At 62.7% G+C, this 18,952-nt stretch carries 20 protein-coding genes and 1 tRNA gene; 6 read left to right on the top strand and 15 right to left on the bottom strand.

Annotation, left to right across the window (positions count from 1 at the left end; translation table 11 throughout):
- Nucleotides 1-43: 43 nt before the first annotated feature.
- From ACSFCA_RS02150 to ACSFCA_RS02130, 5 genes are all read right to left on the bottom strand, one after another.
- Complete coding sequence (locus ACSFCA_RS02150; protein WP_435458451.1) at nt 44-835, bottom strand: M90 family metallopeptidase; 792 nt, start codon at nt 833-835, stop codon at nt 44-46.
- Nucleotides 836-852: 17 nt separating this feature from the next.
- Nucleotides 853-1,629, bottom strand: a complete 777-nt coding sequence (locus ACSFCA_RS02145; protein WP_258354360.1) for a UDP-2,3-diacylglucosamine diphosphatase — start codon at nt 1,627-1,629, stop codon at nt 853-855.
- A gap of 19 nt (nt 1,630-1,648) precedes the next feature.
- The gene (locus ACSFCA_RS02140) at nt 1,649-2,161 is read right to left on the bottom strand and encodes a peptidylprolyl isomerase (RefSeq protein ID WP_093056403.1); all 513 of its coding nucleotides are present in this window, start codon (nt 2,159-2,161) and stop codon (nt 1,649-1,651) included.
- A gap of 32 nt (nt 2,162-2,193) precedes the next feature.
- Entirely contained in the window at nt 2,194-2,802 is a 609-nt protein-coding gene (locus tag ACSFCA_RS02135; protein WP_435458450.1) for a peptidylprolyl isomerase, read from the bottom strand.
- 61 nt (nt 2,803-2,863) lie between these two features.
- The gene (locus tag ACSFCA_RS02130) at nt 2,864-3,454 is read right to left on the bottom strand and encodes a tetratricopeptide repeat protein (RefSeq protein ID WP_093056405.1); all 591 of its coding nucleotides are present in this window, start codon (nt 3,452-3,454) and stop codon (nt 2,864-2,866) included.
- A gap of 204 nt (nt 3,455-3,658) precedes the next feature.
- On the opposite strand from ACSFCA_RS02130, the gene cysS reads away from it, so the two are divergent.
- From cysS to ACSFCA_RS02100, 6 genes are all read left to right on the top strand, one after another.
- A complete protein-coding gene (gene cysS, locus ACSFCA_RS02125; protein ID WP_435458449.1) occupies nt 3,659-5,035 on the top strand; it encodes a cysteine--tRNA ligase in 1,377 nt (458 codons plus the stop codon).
- 17 nt (nt 5,036-5,052) lie between these two features.
- Nucleotides 5,053-5,703 (top strand): DNA-3-methyladenine glycosylase family protein, encoded by a 651-nt coding sequence (locus ACSFCA_RS02120; RefSeq protein ID WP_093056579.1) that lies wholly within the window; start codon nt 5,053-5,055, stop codon nt 5,701-5,703.
- A 16-nt stretch (nt 5,704-5,719) separates the two neighbouring features.
- Complete coding sequence (locus ACSFCA_RS02115; RefSeq protein WP_093056407.1) at nt 5,720-6,700, top strand: acetyl-CoA carboxylase carboxyltransferase subunit alpha; 981 nt, start codon at nt 5,720-5,722, stop codon at nt 6,698-6,700.
- A gap of 15 nt (nt 6,701-6,715) precedes the next feature.
- On the top strand, nt 6,716-7,693 hold the full coding sequence (tilS, locus tag ACSFCA_RS02110; protein ID WP_435458448.1) for a tRNA lysidine(34) synthetase TilS: 978 nt from the start codon (nt 6,716-6,718) through the stop codon (nt 7,691-7,693).
- 55 nt (nt 7,694-7,748) lie between these two features.
- Nucleotides 7,749-9,017 carry an aspartate kinase gene (locus ACSFCA_RS02105; protein ID WP_093056409.1) on the top strand — a complete coding sequence of 423 codons (1,269 nt, stop codon included), beginning with the start codon at nt 7,749-7,751 and terminating at the stop codon, nt 9,015-9,017.
- 27 nt (nt 9,018-9,044) lie between these two features.
- Nucleotides 9,045-9,137 (top strand) — tRNA-Ser (locus ACSFCA_RS02100).
- Nucleotides 9,138-9,208: 71 nt separating this feature from the next.
- Here ACSFCA_RS02100 and ACSFCA_RS02095 read toward each other — a convergent pair.
- The 10 genes from ACSFCA_RS02095 to ACSFCA_RS02050 all read right to left on the bottom strand — a co-directional run bounded on the left by ACSFCA_RS02095 (nt 9,209) and on the right by ACSFCA_RS02050 (nt 18,746).
- Nucleotides 9,209-10,540 (bottom strand): MFS transporter, encoded by a 1,332-nt coding sequence (locus tag ACSFCA_RS02095; protein WP_435458659.1) that lies wholly within the window; start codon nt 10,538-10,540, stop codon nt 9,209-9,211.
- Nucleotides 10,537-11,676: an acetylornithine deacetylase gene (argE, locus tag ACSFCA_RS02090; protein WP_258354366.1), complete on the bottom strand. Its 1,140-nt coding sequence runs from the start codon at nt 11,674-11,676 to the stop codon at nt 10,537-10,539. The genes ACSFCA_RS02095 and argE overlap by 4 nt, the downstream gene beginning before the upstream one ends.
- Nucleotides 11,673-12,776, bottom strand: a complete 1,104-nt coding sequence (locus ACSFCA_RS02085) for a Leu/Phe/Val dehydrogenase (RefSeq protein WP_435458447.1) — start codon at nt 12,774-12,776, stop codon at nt 11,673-11,675. Before ACSFCA_RS02085 ends, argE begins: the two co-directional genes overlap by 4 nt.
- A 280-nt stretch (nt 12,777-13,056) precedes the next feature.
- Nucleotides 13,057-13,734: a Rieske 2Fe-2S domain-containing protein gene (locus tag ACSFCA_RS02080; RefSeq protein WP_435458446.1), complete on the bottom strand. Its 678-nt coding sequence runs from the start codon at nt 13,732-13,734 to the stop codon at nt 13,057-13,059.
- 12 nt (nt 13,735-13,746) lie between these two features.
- Nucleotides 13,747-14,472: an alanyl-tRNA editing protein gene (locus ACSFCA_RS02075; RefSeq protein WP_258354369.1), complete on the bottom strand. Its 726-nt coding sequence runs from the start codon at nt 14,470-14,472 to the stop codon at nt 13,747-13,749.
- Nucleotides 14,473-14,496: 24 nt separating this feature from the next.
- Nucleotides 14,497-15,411 carry a DMT family transporter gene (locus ACSFCA_RS02070; RefSeq protein ID WP_258354370.1) on the bottom strand — a complete coding sequence of 305 codons (915 nt, stop codon included), beginning with the start codon at nt 15,409-15,411 and terminating at the stop codon, nt 14,497-14,499.
- A gap of 88 nt (nt 15,412-15,499) precedes the next feature.
- Complete coding sequence (locus ACSFCA_RS02065) at nt 15,500-15,793, bottom strand: DUF1330 domain-containing protein (protein WP_097199017.1); 294 nt, start codon at nt 15,791-15,793, stop codon at nt 15,500-15,502.
- Nucleotides 15,794-15,818: 25 nt separating this feature from the next.
- Complete coding sequence (locus ACSFCA_RS02060; protein WP_093056417.1) at nt 15,819-16,637, bottom strand: hypothetical protein; 819 nt, start codon at nt 16,635-16,637, stop codon at nt 15,819-15,821.
- Between the two features lie 47 nt (nt 16,638-16,684).
- Nucleotides 16,685-17,677 carry a class I SAM-dependent methyltransferase gene (locus ACSFCA_RS02055; protein WP_435458445.1) on the bottom strand — a complete coding sequence of 331 codons (993 nt, stop codon included), beginning with the start codon at nt 17,675-17,677 and terminating at the stop codon, nt 16,685-16,687.
- Between the two features lie 229 nt (nt 17,678-17,906).
- Nucleotides 17,907-18,746, bottom strand: a complete 840-nt coding sequence (locus ACSFCA_RS02050; RefSeq protein WP_435458444.1) for an AraC family transcriptional regulator — start codon at nt 18,744-18,746, stop codon at nt 17,907-17,909.
- Nucleotides 18,747-18,952: the final 206 nt, after the last annotated feature.

The following is an 18,952-nucleotide window of genomic DNA, read 5'->3' as shown; positions in this document are numbered from 1 at the left end:
CAGCTGCGCAGCAGCTGCAAATTGACTGCCCCCTGTTCAGGTGTCAGGGCCTTCTGGGCAGAAAGAATTCATCGAAGAGCGCGAGCACGCCGGGGAAGTCACGGGCGAAGTTCGGGCGGTTCACGAAGTAGGCCTCGCAGGCCACCGCGAAGAATTCGCTGATCGACGTGGCGCCATAGGCGTCGAGCCACGGCGGCTCGGTGCCGAAGCGTTCCGCCTTGATGGTCTGCTCGCGGAAGTCGTCGTAGGCGGACTGCAGCACGGCGAGCCAGGCTTTGCGGGCTGCGCGCGCGTTGCGCTGGCCCGCAAAGCCGGGCGGCAGCGGCGGGCAGCCGTTGGCGTCGCCGCTGCGCATATCGATCTTGTGGGCGAACTCGTGGATCACGACGTTGTAGCCGCGCTCGCTGGTGACGCTGCTCGCCAGCACGTCGTCCCAGCTCAGCATGACGGGGCCACGCTCCATGGCCTCGCCGGCCACGACTTCGCCGTACTCATGCACCACCTGGGCCTCATCGACCACCTTGCGCCGCGCCACCACCTCGGAGCGGTGCACGACGATGCCGACGAAATCGTCGTACCAGTTCAGTCCGCCCTTGAGGTGCAGCACCGGCAGCACAGCCTGGGCCGCGATGGCCAGCGCCACTTCATTGGTGATGGTGAAGCCTTTGGCGCCATGGAATTCCTTGTCGCGCAGGAACTCGGCCGTCAGCGTGCGAAGGCGTTGCCGGTCGGTGTCCGGCAGTGCGCCCAGGAAGGTGTAGCGCCTGAGCGCGGCCTGCCAGGCGGCTTCGGGAATCGGGGGCAGGGCGCGCAGGCGGCGCAGCCACTTGAACATTGGTAGAGGCGGCGCGGCTAGCGCAGATCGACGCGCTGCGCGCCGGCGGTGGAGAGGCACAGCAACTGCGCGCGCGGCGGATGCGCGGCAGCATCCCAGTCGCTCAGCACGACGCGGCGCAGGCCGTTGCCCATGTCGTGATCTGCGGGGCGATGCGTGTGGCCGTGCACCAGCGTGGGGGCGTTCGCCTGTTGCAGCCACTCGCGTGCCGCTGCGGTGTCGACATCGGCCCAGACGGTAGACGGATTGCGCTTGCGGTCTTCACTCTGCACGCGCATGGAGCGCGCGAGCGCGCGGCGTTCTTCCAGCGGCCTCGCGAGGAACGCGGCCTGCCACTCGGATGTGCGAACCTGCGCGCGGAACTTGAGGTACTCGGTGTCTTCCAGGCAGAGGATGTCGCCGTGGCTCAGCAGCCAGCGCTGGCCGTGCAGCACGAGTACCGTCGGGTCGTCGAGCAGCGTGAAGCCGCATTGCGCCGCGAGCGCGGGGCCGACGAGGAAGTCACGATTGCCGTGCATGAAGAACACCGGCAGCCGCTGCGCAGTGCGGCGCAGCAGTTCGGCGCACTGGGCCTCGAAACCGGGCTGGGCAGCGGCATCGTCGCCCACCCACACCTCGAACAGGTCGCCGAGGATGATCAGCGCGTCGGCCGGCGTGGTCTGCAGATAGCCCTGCCAGGCCTCGAAGGTGGCGGGCTCGCCGGCCTGCAGGTGCAGGTCGGAAATCAGGTCGACGGTGCGCCACGCGGGTGGCGCCACCAGCTCGGTAAAAGCCGGGTTCGCCACAGTCGTCATGCCGCGTCGCGCCTGTTCGTCATTCAGCGGTGACAACGGCCTTTTCGATCACGACGTCTTCGAGCGGCACGTCGTCATGGAAACCCTTGCGGCCCGTCTTCACGGCCTTGATCTTGTCGACCACGTCGGTGCCGTTGATGACCTTGCCGAACACGGCATAGCCCCAGCCCTGGGCCGAAGGTGCGGTGTGGTTCAGGAAGCCGTTGTCGGACACGTTGATGAAGAACTGGGCGGTGGCCGAGTGGGGCGCGCTGGTGCGGGCCATTGCCACGGTGTAGTTGTCGTTCTTCAGGCCGTTGTTGGCTTCGTTCTGGATCTCGGCGTCGGTGGGCTTTTGCTTCATGCCGGGCTCGAAACCGCCGCCTTGCACCATGAAGCCGGGGATCACGCGGTGGAACACCGTGTTGTCGTAGTGACCCTTCTTCACGTACGAGACGAAGTTCTCGACCGACTTCGGCGCCTTGGCGGCGTCGAGTTCGAGCGTGATCACGCCGTAGTTCTTGATATGCAGTTCGACTTGGGGGTTGCTCATGAGGGGCTCCTGCTTGAGAAAGGGAAAGGAATTTACTTGGCCAGCAGCGTGGCGGACTTGATGGTGACGGCTTCGAGCGGCACGTTCTGCATGCCGCCCTTGTTGCCGGTGGCCACCGCGCGGATCTTGTCGACCACGTCGGTGCCGGCAACGACCTTGCCGAACACGGTGTAGCCGTAGCCGTCGGGGTTGGGCGCGTTGAGCGAATCGTTGTTCTTCACGTTGATGAAGAACTGCGAGGTCGCGGAATTCGGGTTGCCGGTGCGGGCCATGGCGATCGTGTATTTGTCGTTCTTCAGGCCGTTGCTCGCTTCCAGCGGAATGGGTGCGCGCGTGGGCTTTTGCTGCAGGTCGGCCGTGAAGCCGCCGCCCTGGATCATGAAGCCGTCGATCACGCGGTGGAACACCGTGCCGTCGTAGTGCTTGTCCTTGACGTACTGCAGGAAGTTCTCGACCGACTTGGGCGCCTTGGCTGCGTCGAGTTCGACCACGATGTCGCCGGCCGAGGTGGCGAGCTTGACGCGCGGTGCCGCGGCCGATTGCGCATAGCCCGTGGCGGCGAACGTGAGAGCAGCGGCCAGGACGAGGGCGCTGCGGCGGCTGAAACGGGAGAGGGTGTGAGTCGTCAAACGGGGCTCCATGTGCGGATGAAGGGACGGCGCTGCGCGGCGGGCACCTTGGCGGGGCCCATGCCGGCGGCGATTACTTGCTGGTGCGGCCGACCGGCTTGCGGATGACCACCGGCGGCGCGGGCAGGGCGGCCGCTTCGGCTTCGGCCTTCGAGCTGAAGATCTGGCGGATCAGCGCGAGCTTGGGAGCGACGCTGGCGTTGGTGCTGGCGAACTGTTGCGCGCGCACGTATTCCTGTGCCGCGAGGCGGGCGTACACGTCGCCGAGGTTCTCGTGCGCCGTGGCGTAGTTCGGATTGAGCTTGAGGGCTTGCTCGAGGGCGTTGCGCGCCTGGTCGAACTTGCTTTGCGACGCATAAAGCGCGGCCAGGTTGTTGTAGGGCTCGGACAGCTCGGGGAAGTCTTGCGTGAGCTGCGTGAAGGCGGTGATGGCCTCGGCCTGCTTGTTCTGCTCGGTGAGGATCACGCCGCGCAGAAAGCGCATCTGCGGGTCGCGCGGCTTGCCGGCGATGTAGGTGTCGGCCTTGGCGAGCGCTTCGTTCGACTTGCCCTGGCGCAGCAGCGCGTTCACGTCGTCGTATTCGTTGGCGTGCACGGCGGAGCCCCACAGGCTGAACAGCAGTGCGAAGGCAATGGAGAGTCTGGAGAATGCGGCGTGCTTCATGAAGCCTCGGCGGAAATGGGGGGAGATGCAGGCTTGCGGGCTTGGGGAACACCCGAACGCTGCGCGGTGGCAGCCGTTTATACTTGGTTTCATTGTAGCCGAGGGGCCATGTCCAACCCCTCGCGACCACAGTCCCCGTCACCCCTGAAAAACACCGTCGTTCGCCCGTGCCGTACGTGCGCGAAGCGACGCTTTCCGAATCTCATGAGTCTGCGCATCTACAACACGCTGTCGCGTGAATTGGAGGAATTCTCCCCATTGCAACCGGGACAGGTGCGCATGTACGTTTGCGGCATGACGGTCTACGATTTCTGCCACATCGGCCACGCCCGCATGATGATGGCGTTCGACGTGGTGCAGCGCTGGCTGCGCGCCAGCGACTACGCCGTGACCTACGTGCGCAACATCACCGACATCGACGACAAGATCATCGCCCGCTCCGTGCAGCGCGGCATCACCATCCGCGAGCTGACCGACGAGGTGATCGCGGCCATGCACGAGGACATCGGCGCGCTCGGCATCGAGCCGCCCACCATCGAGCCGCGCGCCACCGAATACGTGCCGCAGATGCTCGGCATCATCGAGAAGCTGGAGCAAAAAGGTCTGGCCTACCGCTCGGACAACGGCGATGTGAACTACGCGGTGCGCAAGTTCCCGGGCTACGGCAAGCTGTCGGGCAAGTCGCTCGACGAGCTGCATGCGGGCGAGCGCGTCGCCGTGCTCGATGGCAAGCAGGATCCGCTCGACTTCGTGCTCTGGAAGGCCGCAAAGCCGACCGAGCCCGCCGACGCCAAGTGGGAAAGCGCCTACGGCACAGGCCGGCCAGGCTGGCACATCGAGTGCTCGGCCATGAGCTGCGCCACCCTGGGCGAGACCTTCGACATCCACGGCGGCGGGGCGGACCTCCAGTTCCCGCACCACGAGAACGAAATCGCCCAGAGCGAAGGCGCCAACGGCAAGCCGCTGTCGCGCTTCTGGGTGCACAACGGCTTCGTGCGCGTGGACAACGAGAAGATGTCCAAGAGCCTGGGCAACTTCTTCACCATCCGCGAAGTGCTGCAGAAGTACGACGCCGAGAGCCTGCGCTTCTTCCTGGTGCGCACGCATTACCGCAGCGCGCTCAACTACAGCGACGCGCACCTCGACGATGCCCGCAATTCGCTCAAGCGCCTGTACACCGCGCTCGACCTGGTCGCCCCGGCTGACATGGCCATCGACTGGACGCAGCCCTACGCTGCGCGCTTCAAGGCCGCCATGGACGAGGACTTCGGCACGCCCGAAGCCATTGCCGTGCTGTTCGAGCTGGCTGGCGAGGTCAACCGCACCAAGTCCGCCGAGATCGCCGGCTTGCTGAAGGCGCTGGCCGGCTCGCTGGGTCTGCTGCAAGGCGACCCACGGGCCTTCCTGCAGGCCGGCAGCAGTTTGGACGACGCGGCCATCCAGACTCGTATCGCGGAGCGCGCCGCCGCCAAGGCCGCGAAGAACTTCGCCGAAGCCGATCGCATTCGCCAGGAACTCCTCGAGCAGGGCATCGTGCTCAAGGATTCGCCCACGGGCACGACCTGGGCGGCTGCGCAGTGAACGGAACGACGAACCCCATGCCCGCCAGCAAGAAGACCAGCGTTCAGATCTACACGCCGGACTATTGGGAAGAGGCATGCAAGCACCTCTCGCGAAAAGACCGCGTCATGAAGCGGCTGATTCCGAAGTTCGGCGACGCGTGCCTCGAATCGCGCGGTGATGCGTTCACCACGCTCGCGCGCAGCGTCGTGGGTCAGCAGATTTCGGTGAAGGCCGCGCAATCGGTCTGGGACAAGTTTGCCGCGCTGCCGCGCAAGCTGACGCCGGCCAACGTGCTCAAGCTCAAGGTCGACGATATGCGCGGGGCGGGGCTGTCGGCGCGCAAGATCGAGTACCTCGTCGACCTGGCCCTGCATTTCGATTCGGGCATGGTCCACGTCGATGCGTGGAAGGACATGTCGGACGAGCTCATCATCGAAGAACTCGTGGCCATTCGCGGCATCGGCCGCTGGACGGCAGAGATGTTCCTCATCTTCCACCTGATGCGCCCGAATGTGCTGCCTGTAGACGACCTGGGGCTGCTCAACGGCATCAGCGTCAATTATTTTTCGGGCGATCCCGTCAGCCGAAGCGATGCCCGCGACGTCGCCGTGGCCTGGGCACCATATTGCAGCGTGGCGACTTGGTATATTTGGCGATCGCTCGACCCCGTACCGGTCGCGTACTGAACAACAGGAGAAGACGTTGGCGAAACGAACCTTCCTCGACTTCGAGCAGCCCATTGCTGAACTCGAAACAAAGATCGAAGAATTGCGCTATGTGCAGACCGAATCCGCGGTCGACATCTCTGAAGAAATCGATCAGCTCGGCAAGAAAAGCCAGCAGCTCACCAAGGACATCTACAGCGACCTGACGCCCTGGCAGATCACCAAGATCGCACGGCATCCGGAGCGCCCCTACACGCTCGACTACGTCAACGAAATCTTCACCGATTTCGTCGAACTGCACGGCGACCGGCATTTCTCGGACGACCTGTCGATCGTGGGCGGCCTTGCTCGCTTCAACGGCGTGCCCTGCATGGTGCTTGGCCATCAGAAGGGCCGCGACACGAAGGAGCGCACCGCGCGCAACTTCGGCATGAGCAAGCCCGAGGGCTACCGCAAGGCCTTGCGCCTGATGAAGACGGCCGAGAAGTTCAAGCTGCCGGTGTTCACCTTCGTGGACACCCCCGGTGCGTACCCCGGCATCGACGCCGAAGAGCGCGGCCAGTCGGAAGCCATCGGCCGCAACATCTTCGAAATGGCGCAGCTCGAAGTGCCGATCATCGTCACGATCATCGGCGAAGGCGGCTCCGGCGGCGCGCTGGCCATCTCGGTCGGCGACCAGCTGCTGATGCTGCAGTACTCGATCTACTCGGTCATCAGCCCCGAAGGCTGCGCTTCCATCCTGTGGAAGACCAGCGAGAAGGCGCAGGAAGCGGCCGATGCGCTGGGCATCACCGCGCACCGTCTCAAGGCACTGGGCCTGGTCGACAAGATCGTGAACGAGCCCGTCGGCGGCGCGCACCGTGACCATCGCCAGATGGCTGCGTTTCTCAAGCGCGCGCTCAACGATGCCTTCCGTCAGGTCAGCGACCTGAAGCCGAAGGAACTGCTGGAGCGCCGCTACGAGCGCCTGCAGAGCTACGGCCGTTTCAACGACACCAAGGCCGACACCGGCAGATAACGCGCGGGCGCTGTCATGAACTCCGCTTTCGAACGCGCCATTGCCGCGTTCGAGCCGGCGCACTGGCCGCTGGCGGTGGGGTTCAGCGGCGGTGCCGATTCAACCGCCTTGCTGGCCGCCTGCGCATCGCGCTGGCCGGGGCAGGTGCTTGCCTTTCATGTGCATCACGGGCTGCAGGTTGCGGCCGACGGCTTCGAGCAGCATTGCCGTACCGTGTGCGAGCGCATGGCCGTGCCGCTGGTCGTTCATCGCGTCGATGCCAGGCATGCGCTGGGCGACAGCCCTGAAGACGCGGCCCGCCGTGCTCGCTATGGGGCGTTTGCCGAGATGGCGCGCGCTGATGGGGCGAGGGCGGCTATCAAATCCATAGCGCTGGGGCACCATGCCGACGACCAGGTCGAAACGCTGTTGCTGGCGCTGTCTCGCGGCGCCGGGCTGCCGGGGTTGGCGGCCATGCCGGTGCATGCACAACGCCACGGGCTCGACATCTACCGGCCGCTGCTTGCGGTTGCCGGCGCCGACATCCGCAAATGGCTGGCCGGCCGCGATCTGCCGTGGATCGAAGACCCGACCAACGACGACGCGCGCTACACCCGCAACAGGATCCGCTCCGTGCTGCTGCCCGCGTTGGAGCAGGCATTTCCGCAGTTCCGCGCCACCTTTGCGCGAAGCGCCGGCCACGCCGCGCAGGCGCAGCAGTTGTTGAGCGAGCTGGCGGCACAAGACTTGGACGCCGTGGGCGACCCGCCGCGCATTGCGACGCTGCAGACGCTGTCGCGCGCCCGCCAGGCCAACGTGCTGCGCCACTGGCTGATGCAGTCGCATGGCTGCGCCCCCAGCGCCGCGCAGCTCGATCAGCTGCTCGACCAGGTCCGCGCCTGCACCACGCGCGGCCACCGCATCCACCTCAAGGTGGCCGCCGGTTTCGCCGAGCGGCAGGGCGATTTCCTGCATTGGTACAATGCTCCGCCCTCGCCAAAGACTTTGCTCTGACAGCTTGCAGGGCGCCGCCTTTCAAGCGGCCCTTTCCTTTTCTCTGATTTCACCCATGGCATTGATCGTTCACAAATACGGCGGTACGTCGATGGGCTCGACCGAGCGCATCAAGAATGTCGCCAAGCGCGTCGCCAAGTGGGCGCGCGCAGGCCACCAGATGATCGTGGTTCCGAGTGCCATGAGCGGCGAGACCAACCGCCTGCTCGGCCTGGCCAAGGAACTGGCGCCCAGCAAACCCGGCGTGGCCCACAACCGCGAGCTCGACATGCTGGCCTCGACCGGCGAGCAGGCGTCGTCGGCGCTGCTGGCCATTGCGCTGCAGGCCGAGGGCGTCGAGTCCGTGAGCTATGCGGGCTGGCAGGTGTCGGTTCGCACCGACAACTCGTACACCAAGGCCCGCATCGAAAGCATCGACGACGAGCGCGTGATGGCCGACCTGAACGCCGGCAAGGTGGTGGTCATTACCGGCTTCCAGGGCGTGGACGACGACGGCAACATCACCACGCTGGGCCGTGGCGGCAGCGACACCTCGGCCGTGGCCATCGCCGCGGCCATGAAGGCGCACGAATGCCTGATCTATACCGACGTCGACGGTGTCTACACGACCGACCCGCGCGTCGAGCCCGATGCGCGTCGCCTGACGACCGTGAGCTTCGAAGAGATGCTCGAAATGGCGAGCCTGGGCTCCAAGGTGCTGCAAATCCGCTCGGTGGAATTCGCCGGCAAGTACAAGGTGCCGCTGCGTGTGCTTTCGAGCTTCACGCCGTGGGACATCGACATCAATGAAGAGGCCAAGTCCGGCACGCTGATCACTTTCGAGGAAGACGAAAACATGGAACAAGCCGTCGTATCCGGCATCGCATTCAACCGCGACGAAGCCAAGATCTCGGTGCTCGGCGTGCCCGACAAGCCCGGCATCGCGTATCACATCCTCGGTGCAGTGGCAGACGCCAACATCGAAGTCGACGTGATCATCCAGAACCTCAGCAAGGACGGCAAGACCGACTTCAGCTTCACCGTGCATCGCAACGAGTACGCGAAGACGATCGATCTGCTGCAGTCGAAGGTCATGCCCTCGCTGGGCGCGACCGAGATCGTCGGCGACACGAAGATCTGCAAGGTCAGCATCGTCGGCATCGGCATGCGCAGCCACGTGGGCGTGGCGAGCAAGATGTTCCGCGTGCTGAGCGAAGAGGGCATCAACATCCAGATGATCTCGACCAGCGAAATCAAGACCTCGGTCGTGATCGACGAAAAATATATGGAACTGGCCGTGCGAGCGTTGCATAAAGCGTTCGATCTCGACCAACCGAGCGCCTAAGTGATGGCATAATCTCGGCTTCTTTCAGGAACTGTGACCGAGTGGCCGAAGGTGCTCCCCTGCTAAGGGAGTATGGGGTGTAGAGCCTCATCGAGGGTTCGAATCCCTCCGGTTCCGCCAATCAAGCCCAGTAGCTTTCGAGCTGCTGGGCTTTTTTCTGTCCGAGCCCATGGCAGAAAAGAACTTTGGCACTAAGCCTTGCTGCGCAGGGCCGAACCTCCGACCAGGAGCGCCACCAGGCTGGCGGCCGCAGCGAACATCACGTACCACGCGGGGGCGAGCGGGCTCCCGGTCCGGGCGATCAGCGCCGTGGCAATGAATGGCGCGAAGCCACCGAAGATCGTGACAGCAAAGTTGTACGCAATCGAAAGCCCCGTGGACCTCACCTGCGGTGGATAGAGCTCGGCCATGGCGGCGGGGGCAGGGCCGGTGAACCCGGCGATCAGCACGGCAAATACGACCAGCACAGCCGTCAAGGTCGCGGCACTCGGAAAGGCCGTGAGCAGCCAGAGCGCCGGATAGGCCAGCACGAGGATCGCCGCGGCGAACCCGATCAACAGCGGCCGGCGTCCGATCCGGTCCGAGAGCCCGCCGAAAACCGGCGCCAGCACAACCAGCACCAGGAGCCCGGCGCCATTCGCCCACAGCGATGCACTCTGCGGCAGCTTCAGCGTGCGCACGGCATACGTCGGCATGTAGACCAGAAAGAAATACGTGCACACCGTCCACACGATGGTGACGCCGAACCCGGCAATGATTTCCTTGCGGTACGAGCCCATCACCTGCCTCAGTGGGGACGCCTGTTGGTTGGCCGCCTTGGCCCGCTCGAAGGTCGCGGGTTCTCGCGTCTTGGCGCGGATGTACCAGCCCACCGGGCCGATGATCAGGCCGAACAGGAACGGGATTCGCCAGCCCCACGCTTCCAGCTGCTGGGGACTCAGTATTCCCGTGAGCGTCGCGCCAAAGAGCGAGCCGAGCAGAAGCGCACCGGCCTGGCTGGCCTGCTGCCAGCTTGCGAAATATCCTTTGCGATTCTTCGGCGCATGCTCGACGAGAAACGCCGTTGCCCCTCCGACCTCGCCGCCGGCGGAGAAGCCCTGGATCAGCCTCGCCAGCACGATCCACGCGGGCGCCCAGAGGCCTGCATCGGCGTACGTCGGCGCCAGGCCGATCATTGCTGTTCCAAGCGCCATCAGCAGGATCGTTGTCGACAGTGCGGCTTTGCGCCCGTGCGTGTCGCCGAGCGCGCCAAGAATCACCGCACCGATCGGCCGCATCACAAAGCCCACGCCGAAGGTCGCTACGGTCAGCAACAGCGAAGAGGTTTCATCGCCGGTGGGGAAGAACAGCTTGGAAATCGTGATCGCGAAGAAGCCGTAGACGGCAAAGTCGAACCACTCGAGCGTGTTGCCGATGACCGCTGCGGGAATCATCCGGCGCGTTGCATCGTGGGGCTCGTTGGAGGCGAGCGCGCCGAAGGCGCTGGTGGCATCAGCCACCGTGGCTGCGTCGAGATTTTTCATGCTGTCTTGAGAGAAGGGGCGGGTGAGATATCGGCTTCGGCGAGCGCCCATGCACCGGCCGATTGCATGAAGCGATCGGCCGCCTGCAGCTGGGCTGCGGAGATCCATTCGTCCGGCTGGTGCGCCTGCGCGATGGAGCCGGGGCCGCAAACCACCGTTGAAATGCCGACCTGCTGGAAGAAGCCCGCCTCGGTGCCGAATGGCAGGTCTGCCTCCGGCCAGAGCGCGCCGAGTTCGCGCGCGACCGAGACCGCAGCGTCGTTGTCGCGTGCCGACAGCGCCGGCACGCCCGCGACCTGCATGGCCTCGACCGTGACGCCAGCGGGAAGGTCCATCAGCGCATCCCGGACCGTATCGCGCACGAGTTCCGCAGCCGCTTCATCTTGCGGACGAAACTCCCACAAGACCTCGCAGCACCCCGGCACGATGTTGATGGCGGTGCCTCCGTCGATCCGGCCGATGTTGATCGTGGCCTCGCCACCCCGGCTGGCAAAGCTGCGCCGCAGTCCGGCCAGGCAGGTGACCAGGTAGGCGGCAGGCTCGATCGCGCTGGCGCCAAGCGACGGGTCGCTCGAATGCGCAGGGAGTCCGCTGAAAAGCGCCCTGTGCCCGAAGAAACCCCGGTGCCTGACGCCGATCCGCATCTCGGTCGGCTCGCCGATGATGGCCAGCGCGGGGGCTTCCACTTGCGTCTTCAAGCGGTTCACGAGCTCCGGAACGCCGAGGCACCCGATCTCTTCGTCATAAGAGAAAGCAAGGTGGATCGGACGGCCCAGCGGACGCCGCTGCCAGGCAGGCACGGCCGACAGGCAGGCGGCGATGAAGCCCTTCATGTCCGCCGCGCCGCGGCCGTGGAAGCGGCCGTCGCGCTCGACCAGCGTGAAGGGATTGGCGCTCCAGTTCTGGTCGGTCACGGGTACGACGTCGCTGTGCCCGGAGAGCACCATGCCGCCCGCCATGTCGGGGCCGATGCTGGCGAGCAGGTTGGCCTTCCGCTTGTCCTCGCTGTGCACGAGGTGCACTTTCACCCGGTGTCCCGCGAGGTAGTCGGCGATCCAGTGGATCAGGTCGAGGTTCGAGCGATGCGAGGTCGTGTCGAATGCCACCAGGGTTCTGAGGATCTCGATGGTGGTCATGCGACACGCTCGGCCAGGGCATTGCTGGCGCTGTTGTTGCCGTTGTTCATGCTTCTGCCGGAGTTGCCGCCGCCCAGCCGCTCCTGCACGAGCTGCATGGCTGCGGATTGGGTCGGTGTACCGGTGCGTTCAGCGAGTTCGAAGATCCGGTGCAGGGTGGCGCCGATGGCTTTCACCTGCGAATCCACCTTTGCGGCATTGAATCCCTCGTGCTCCGACGCCACACGGATCAGGCCGCCCGCGTTGATCACGAAGTCCGGCGCGTACAGGATTCCCTTGTCGCGCAACTGCCTGCCATGTTCGTCGCCGGCCAGCTGGTTGTTGGCGCCGCCGGCGATCACCCGGAACTTCATCTGCGGCAGGGTTCGATCGTTCACGACGGCACCCATCGCGCAAGGAGAGAACACGTCGGCCTGAACGGCGTAGACCGCGTCGGGTTCGACCGCCTGCGCATCGAACTCGGCGCAGGCCTTGCGCGCGAGCGCCGCATCGACGTCGGATACCGTGAGGCGCGCCCCTGCGGCGGCGAGCAACCGGCACAGGCTCCAGCCGACGTTGCCCAGGCCCTGCACTGCCACTGACAGCCCATGCAGGTCACGATCCAGCCGATGCGCGACGCTGGCCACGATGCCGTGATAGACGCCCAATGCCGTGGTCGGCGAAGGATCTCCGGTGCCGCCCAGTTCTTCCGGCAAGCCGACCACGTGCCGGGTGTTTTGCCGTACCCAGGCGAAGTCGGCGACAGTGGTACCAACGTCTTCGGCGGTGATGTAGCGGCCCCCCAGGCGGTTGACCGCCACGCCCATCGCGCGCAGCAGTTCGGGCGTCTTGCTCTTGCGCGGGTCGCCGAGGATCACCGACTTCCCGCCGCCCAGGCCGAGTCCCGCAGCCGCGGCCTTGAAAGTCATTCCACGCGACAGGCGAAGCACATCGCGCAGGGCGGAAGCTTCGTCGGCGTAGGGATACATGCGGCATCCGCCCAGGGCCGGCCCGAGCCGGGTGCTGTGAATGGCGATGATGGCCCGGAGCCCGACCCGATCATCGGATACGAAGACGACCTGTTCGTGGTCCGCAAAGGACTCGGTAGAGAAGACGGTCATTTATTTATCTGTTTTTTGAGTTTCGATGTGAACGAATGCGGACGCGGCCTGCTCCAGGGCCGCTGCCGCATCAATGCCTGGGAGCGCAGGCTAGAAACAGCAGCAAGCGATGTAGATATAGCGATAGCTCTACTGGAGGAACGTCGAGCACCGCATCGGTGAGCGACAGAACTTCAGGGCTTGCTTGGCGGAATGATTGCGTCATGTGATGGCCTCGCTGTTGGGCACAGCATGACATCGGGAGACGCGGTGATATTGGTGAAAATTTGGCGCCGCAAGATCAGGCGCGGGACGGCTGCAATGCGGGTGCCGTCGTAATCAATCCCATCTCGCTGAACAGCCTTTGGTACTCGTTCAGTGCGAGATCCTGCAGCGATTGGTGATGCTCGGGATTGATCTTTATCTTATCGATTGAAAAATCGAATTTTGCCGAACTCATCCAATCTTCATATCGAAGTTTGATTGGCGATGCCGGATGCTCCAGGTCGGAAGCTTCAATCGTCGAATGAATATCCGGTATTCTCGGTTCGCCTTGAGGGATCAGGCAAGTCCAGACAAGGCCATGGCGTTCAACAGCCGGAAACATCGTGATCCTGAAGCATTCCACCGTCTTGAGTGCAAGCTTCTCGGGGGCCTTGCGGCATTGCCCATCGGACCCGTAGCGCAGGCCGTGATAGGCGCAGACCAGCTCGTTGTCTTCGATGCGCCCCGTGCTCAATGGCAGCCCGCGATGCGGGCACATGTCTCGGCCAATGCGAATGCCATCAGGCATGCGATAGATGGCCAACCTGAGGTTAAGCAAGATCATCTGCCTGGGCTTTGCCGCCACCTCGTCGACACGTGAGACCGGAAACCACTGCCTGGCCAGAACCGGCCAGTCTTGCTCGGAGAACGTGCAGTTCGGAGGCAAAAAGCCCTCGGGCAGAGGGCGCGAGGGGGGCGGTTCAACGGGCGGCATGGCTCGCTCGTCTTATTTGACCAGGCCGATCCGGATCCTCCGGTTGTGCTGCCCCTTGTTCTCGATCTTCAGGATGCGCAACGGTGCCGATTGCGAAGTCTTCGAAAGATGCGTTCCGCCGCAGGCCTGCCGGTCGAGTCCCACGATCTCGATGATGCGCGTGGTGCCGTCGTCCTGGCTCGGTGGTGCTACAGAACGGCTGCGGAGCACCCCAGGTTCGCGCGAGAGTCCGGCCGCGTCGAGGTAAACCGCATTCACCTGCAGCCCGTCGGAGATGAGGGTGTTGAGCTCGGGCTCGAGCATGCGCAGTTCGTTGTTGTCGGCCGCGGGCAGGTCGAAGTCGATGCGGGCCGTGCCGTCGGCCGCCATTTGCACGCCCGTTACCAGCGAGCCCTCGAAGCGCTGATAGACGAGCGCATTGAGGATGTGCAGGCCCGTGTGCAATTGGCTCATCATGAAGCGGAAATCCTGGTCCACTTTGGCGACGACCTTGTCGCCGGGAATGGAGGCGGTTTCAGCTTCGTCGAAGACGTGCCATGCATTGCGACCCTCCGTTTCGACCCGGCTGATCTTGATCTCGCCACCATTCCATTGCAGCGTGCCGCGATCCGCCAATTGCCCACCGCCGCCCGGATAGAAGAAAGACCGGTCGAGAAGAACCGCATTCGGGCGGCGCGCTATGACATTGGCTTCGAATTGAAAGCAATCAGGTTCGATATGGCAGAGATAAGGAGACATGAATTCCTCGGTTGACGGAAACGCTTAAGAAAATCGTCGTGCGGTAACGATGCCGATCAGAATGATCACGGCCCCCGCAAACTCGGTGGCGCTCAGATATTCATGGAACAGATAGGCGCCGAGCACGGTTGCAATGACGGGCTGTATCAGCAGGGTGATTGAAGAAAGCGCGGCCGGAAGCTTGGCCAGCGCATAGGCAATGAGGCCCTGGCCTCCGACGTGCGAGACGACTGCCAGCGCCAGCAGCATCAGCATTCCGTTGATCGTGTGCGGAACAAGCGACTCGCCGCGCAGGAGCGTGATGGGCAGGAGAATGATCAACGTACCGACGCTGCTCCATGCCATGACGGTCATCGTCCGATAGTTCGAGCGCACAAGGCTGACCGCCAGGAGATACGAGCCGTAAAAAACTGCGGTCAAAAGTCCTAACAGATTTCCCGCCATATAGGTCGAACCAAAATCCAGCCGATGCCCGATCAGGATGAATGCGCCGGCCAGCGCAAACAGCATCCCGAACAGGAAGCCGGGCTTGAACTTTTTACCCAGAAACAGGTTGGACCCAAGCACCACGAAGATCGGAGCAAGGTTGGCAAGAAGATTGGAATTGGCCAGCGTGGTCAGCGTCATCGACCAGTGATAAAGCGCCAGATTCCCGGAAAAGATGAAGCCGACAAGAATGAGCTTGACCGGAATGGCCGGCATTTTTTCAGAGGGCGAGCCGGTCGCGCGCACTGGTTCGGCTCTTGCCGCAAGCATGTCGAGCAGGAAGAAAATCGGAATTGCCAACGCAACCCGATAGACCGCGCTCGCGGTCGGAGGCAATTCGCTGTGGCGAAGAAAAACGCCACCCAGCGCCAACGCCGCCGCGCCAAGCAGAAGCGCAACGAAAGAAAAGAAGTTTTTGCTTTTTGAAGCAACAGGTAGGGCAATAGTCGTCATATTTCATTCCGGCACGACCGGGTCTCCATCGGTCGTGCCAGCCAGTTTGTTTTTTAAAGCATCAAAAGGGCAGGGCGAAGAGCTATCGCTATTCAAATCCCTCGATCACCATGAGCTGCATATCGGCTGCAGCATCCTTTCGCAATCCCTTCGCAAAGGTGTATTCCGGCGATTCGTAGAATTTTCTCGCCGCATCGGCAGATTTGAATTCAACAAGAACCACGCGCCGATCATCCAGAGCGCCTTCCAAATGCATGCGCTCGCCTCCCCGCGTCAGAAACCTGCCTCCAAACTTTTCTATGATCCCGGGCGTGAGTTGCTTGTATTGGTTGTATTGATCCGGGTCCACAATGGACATCCGGCCAATCAGATAGGCGACCATATGACAACCAGGCTTGGGGCCGCCGTTATACGTAAGCCACTTTTCTCTGCTCTGCGGCGACACCGGATTGCAGCAATGCCGCATCCAGAACGTCCCAGAGGCCGGTCAGCGAATCGAGAAAATCGTCTGCGCCTTCGATGACCAAGTGGGCGTACTCGGTTTTCAGGGCCAGCTCGACCGCGGTGCGGGCGTTTTGCTCGTGGTGCTGCTCGGCGCCGACTTCGCCCCAGTGCTCCAGCAGGTAGTGCATTTCAGGCACCTCGAGATCGGCGTTGTAGATGCCGCTGTCCACCAGGCAATACTTTTCGCCCGGAATCAATTGCTGGTTGGAGATCATTTCCAGCGCCAGCGTGGTGCCGAGATTCCGGTAGGTGTTCTCGATGTCCGTCATCTTGCGGTGATCGAAGACGCCAATGGCCTTGCGGACTTGCGCGGTCAACCCGGTGTCCATGTCGTAGCCGGGCAGGGAGCCGAGCAACTGGTTGGAGAAGTCCTTGAGCTTCGCTTCGACCTTCTCCTGGTTGTAGAGGTCCGCAAACACGGGCTTTTCGGCCGACTGGTTCACGATGTATCCCGCCATCGTTGCCAGTTCGGGGCCGTGGCCCGATTCGCTCTCGACGATTTCTTCCAGCAGCTCGCTCTGCCTGTGCAGCCCGTGCTCCTTGAGCGCATCCGGAAAACTCCATCCGGGACGCGTGGACGCGCAGAAGCTCTGGATTTGGTGGAAAAGGGCTCCCACAACAGGAGGCTCCGGTTCGATCTTTACCCAATTCTTGAAAATCGGGTGGGAATAGCAACGATGACTTTTAACTCTCTCAACCAGATCGGAAATGGTAACGCTCATTTCGTGCTCCTAATTACAGTTGGTTAAAAAATGCCGTGGGAACTCAGTTATTTACTTGCCATCAACATTCGCCCTCCAGGGTGATCAAGTATTTCGACCCGCACATTGGAAAAGCCCGCGCGGAACAATTTTTCAGTCCATTCGTCTTCACTGAGGAGTTTTCTGGACATGAAATGATTGTGCAAATGGTTGAATGCCGCGGCGAACGGCTTTTCCCAGCTGGATTGAGCAACAGGAATCGCATCGACGATGATCAGCGTGCCCTTGATTGCATTGGCGCAGCAGGCGCGCAGCAAGGCGTCGAGCGTTTCTTCTTCGGCTGGAAGAAGATCGTGCATGACAAATCCTGCGTGGATGATGTCCGCGTCCCTGATGAGAGATGCATCTTCCGTGAGGATCTGGATGGGGGCAGTCACGAACTGGAGCCTGTCGCTCATTCCCGCTTCACTGGCTGCGCGAACGGCCTGTTCGGTGGCCGACGCGCTCAGATCAATTCCAACGCCTTTTGAGCCCGGAATTTTCCTGAGCATGCGGATCAGGAACCCTCCGGAGCCTGATCCAAGATCTACGATTTTCTTTGGTGCCATCGCGACGATGGCGTTTTCCGGCTGCGGATAGAAGGATTTTTCGCCCATCCATTTCGATGTGCGGGCAACCAGGCCGCCGCTGCGCGGGTATTTGAGTTGCGCCTCTTCGTTGTTTTCCGAAAATTCTTTCGCGTTGTTGATCAATGGGGCACAAGCGCGGAGCGCCCACGAGAGGTACCCGACTTCATTGATCAGTTCGTCGAAATTGCTGCCAGCCTTGTAGGTTGCTGGTGCTTTTTCATTCAATACCTCGATGATTCCGGCCTTGCTCAGGGAGTCGAGGTAGGCGGAAATCACCGATTCCTTGATTCCGCAGGATCGGGACGCCGTTGCAGCGTCCACGATCGGCGATTTCTGGAGAAATTCAATGATTCCGTACTCCGCGCCTATTTCCAGCAGGATTGCGGAGCCTGCGAGGGAGGAACCAGTAATGCCGCGATCAACATTTTGCATGGGTCACCTGTGGGTTAAACACTATTGAAAACGAACTGATTACTTTGCAGTGGTCGAAACCATTTAGTTGCACGATAGTCAGCGCGGAGAAACCCGTATTGGTAAAAATTGCGGCCGGAAGCAATCGCGCCAAAAAGACGAATCCGAATTCCGCGCGAGCCGAGCGGAAACAAGAAGCGGAAGAAGGAAGACCCTCAGCGCATGGCTCGAGGGCCGGGGAGGCGGTCTCTCAGCAGGTCCGTGCGCGGACGTACTGGAGAGGCGTCATGCCGAAGGTGCGCTTGAAATGCCTGGTGAGAGCGCTCTGGTCGTAAAAGCCGCTCGCAACGGCGGCTTCGATCAGCGGCCGGCCGGCAGTGAGGTGACTGATGGCGGCCCTGAGCCGCAACTGCGTGAGGTACGTGTGCGGCGTCAGTCCGATCGTGCGGTTGAATGCGCCGATCAGCTGAAAGGGCGTCAGGTCGGCGGCCGCCGCCATCTGCTCGAGCGTCAATCGCTCTGCGAAGGAGTCGCGCAGCAACTCCAGCACTGGCGCGAGCACGTTGGCATCTGCCGGTACCGGGAGCACGCGTTGCCCTGGCTGTGCGTGGCTCTGGAAGAGTGTTCCGAAGCTATGGACGAACAGTTCCTGCTGCCGCAGAGGGTCCCATTGATCGCTGTTTCCGTCGTAGGCGCGATGAAGCTCCAGAAAGCTGCCGATGAGCTCCTGGTTGCAATAGATGTTCGATCCGAAGTACCGGGTCTGATCGATGCCCAGTGTCGTCATCAGATGCCTGATGCCCGGCTCGGCCAGATAGAGAGCCCTGTACCGCCAGCGGGCACTGCCGCCCATGCGGCCCGAGTGTGGTTCGGCCGGGTTGAAGACGAGGAGCGCCTGCTGATTGGCAATGCCCGTGCGGCCGCGGCTCTTGAACTCCGCGCCTCCAACCTCGGTGACCGCAATCACGAAGGAATGGTGCACATGGGGCGCGTATTCATGCGTCGTGAAGTCCGCATGGAGCATGTCCATGCCCGGCATGCCAGGCACATGCCAGTAGCGCGATGTATTCAGAGGGTCCAGCTTGGCCAACGAAGCCTCCGTTTGGATCAGCGGTTGTAACGCTTTCGGCGTCCAACCGGTTGCATGGCACCTGAATGGTGAGCAAGGCTGTCTATTCCAGTGACTACGGCGCGATCTGGGGAGCGGGCGGGGCGGCGCCAAGTCGCTGTACCTTGAGCACGCAAAGACTGTGCCATTTTGCGGTCCTGGTGTGTCGCGTGCCCGGCCCGGGAAAG

Origin of the sequence: Variovorax multivorans (assembly GCF_051216835.1) — a bacterium.
In the GTDB taxonomy this organism is placed as follows: Bacteria; Pseudomonadota; Gammaproteobacteria; order Burkholderiales; family Burkholderiaceae_C; genus Variovorax.
The sequence above is the reverse complement of the archived record's forward strand: the minus strand, read 5'-3'. Positions and strand labels throughout refer to the sequence as shown.

Bases quoted from the DNA above. Each gene is read 5' to 3' on its own strand.
- ACSFCA_RS02150 (WP_435458451.1), bottom strand. From the start codon at position 835: ATGTTCAAGTGGCTGCGCCGCCTGCGCGCCCTGCCCCCGATTCCCGAA.
- ACSFCA_RS02145 (WP_258354360.1), bottom strand. From the start codon at position 1,629: ATGACGACTGTGGCGAACCCGGCTTTTACCGAGCTGGTGGCGCCACCC.
- ACSFCA_RS02140 (WP_093056403.1), bottom strand. From the start codon at position 2,161: ATGAGCAACCCCCAAGTCGAACTGCATATCAAGAACTACGGCGTGATC.
- ACSFCA_RS02135 (WP_435458450.1), bottom strand. From the start codon at position 2,802: ATGGAGCCCCGTTTGACGACTCACACCCTCTCCCGTTTCAGCCGCCGC.
- ACSFCA_RS02130 (WP_093056405.1), bottom strand. From the start codon at position 3,454: ATGAAGCACGCCGCATTCTCCAGACTCTCCATTGCCTTCGCACTGCTG.
- cysS (WP_435458449.1), top strand. From the start codon at position 3,659: ATGAGTCTGCGCATCTACAACACGCTGTCGCGTGAATTGGAGGAATTC.
- ACSFCA_RS02120 (WP_093056579.1), top strand. From the start codon at position 5,053: ATGCCCGCCAGCAAGAAGACCAGCGTTCAGATCTACACGCCGGACTAT.
- tilS (WP_435458448.1), top strand. From the start codon at position 6,716: ATGAACTCCGCTTTCGAACGCGCCATTGCCGCGTTCGAGCCGGCGCAC.
- ACSFCA_RS02105 (WP_093056409.1), top strand. From the start codon at position 7,749: ATGGCATTGATCGTTCACAAATACGGCGGTACGTCGATGGGCTCGACC.
- ACSFCA_RS02095 (WP_435458659.1), bottom strand. From the start codon at position 10,540: ATGAAAAATCTCGACGCAGCCACGGTGGCTGATGCCACCAGCGCCTTC.
- argE (WP_258354366.1), bottom strand. From the start codon at position 11,676: ATGACCACCATCGAGATCCTCAGAACCCTGGTGGCATTCGACACGACC.
- ACSFCA_RS02085 (WP_435458447.1), bottom strand. From the start codon at position 12,776: ATGACCGTCTTCTCTACCGAGTCCTTTGCGGACCACGAACAGGTCGTC.
- ACSFCA_RS02080 (WP_435458446.1), bottom strand. From the start codon at position 13,734: ATGCCGCCCGTTGAACCGCCCCCCTCGCGCCCTCTGCCCGAGGGCTTT.
- ACSFCA_RS02075 (WP_258354369.1), bottom strand. From the start codon at position 14,472: ATGTCTCCTTATCTCTGCCATATCGAACCTGATTGCTTTCAATTCGAA.
- ACSFCA_RS02070 (WP_258354370.1), bottom strand. From the start codon at position 15,411: ATGACGACTATTGCCCTACCTGTTGCTTCAAAAAGCAAAAACTTCTTT.
- ACSFCA_RS02065 (WP_097199017.1), bottom strand. From the start codon at position 15,793: ATGGTCGCCTATCTGATTGGCCGGATGTCCATTGTGGACCCGGATCAA.
- ACSFCA_RS02060 (WP_093056417.1), bottom strand. From the start codon at position 16,637: ATGAGCGTTACCATTTCCGATCTGGTTGAGAGAGTTAAAAGTCATCGT.
- ACSFCA_RS02055 (WP_435458445.1), bottom strand. From the start codon at position 17,677: ATGCAAAATGTTGATCGCGGCATTACTGGTTCCTCCCTCGCAGGCTCC.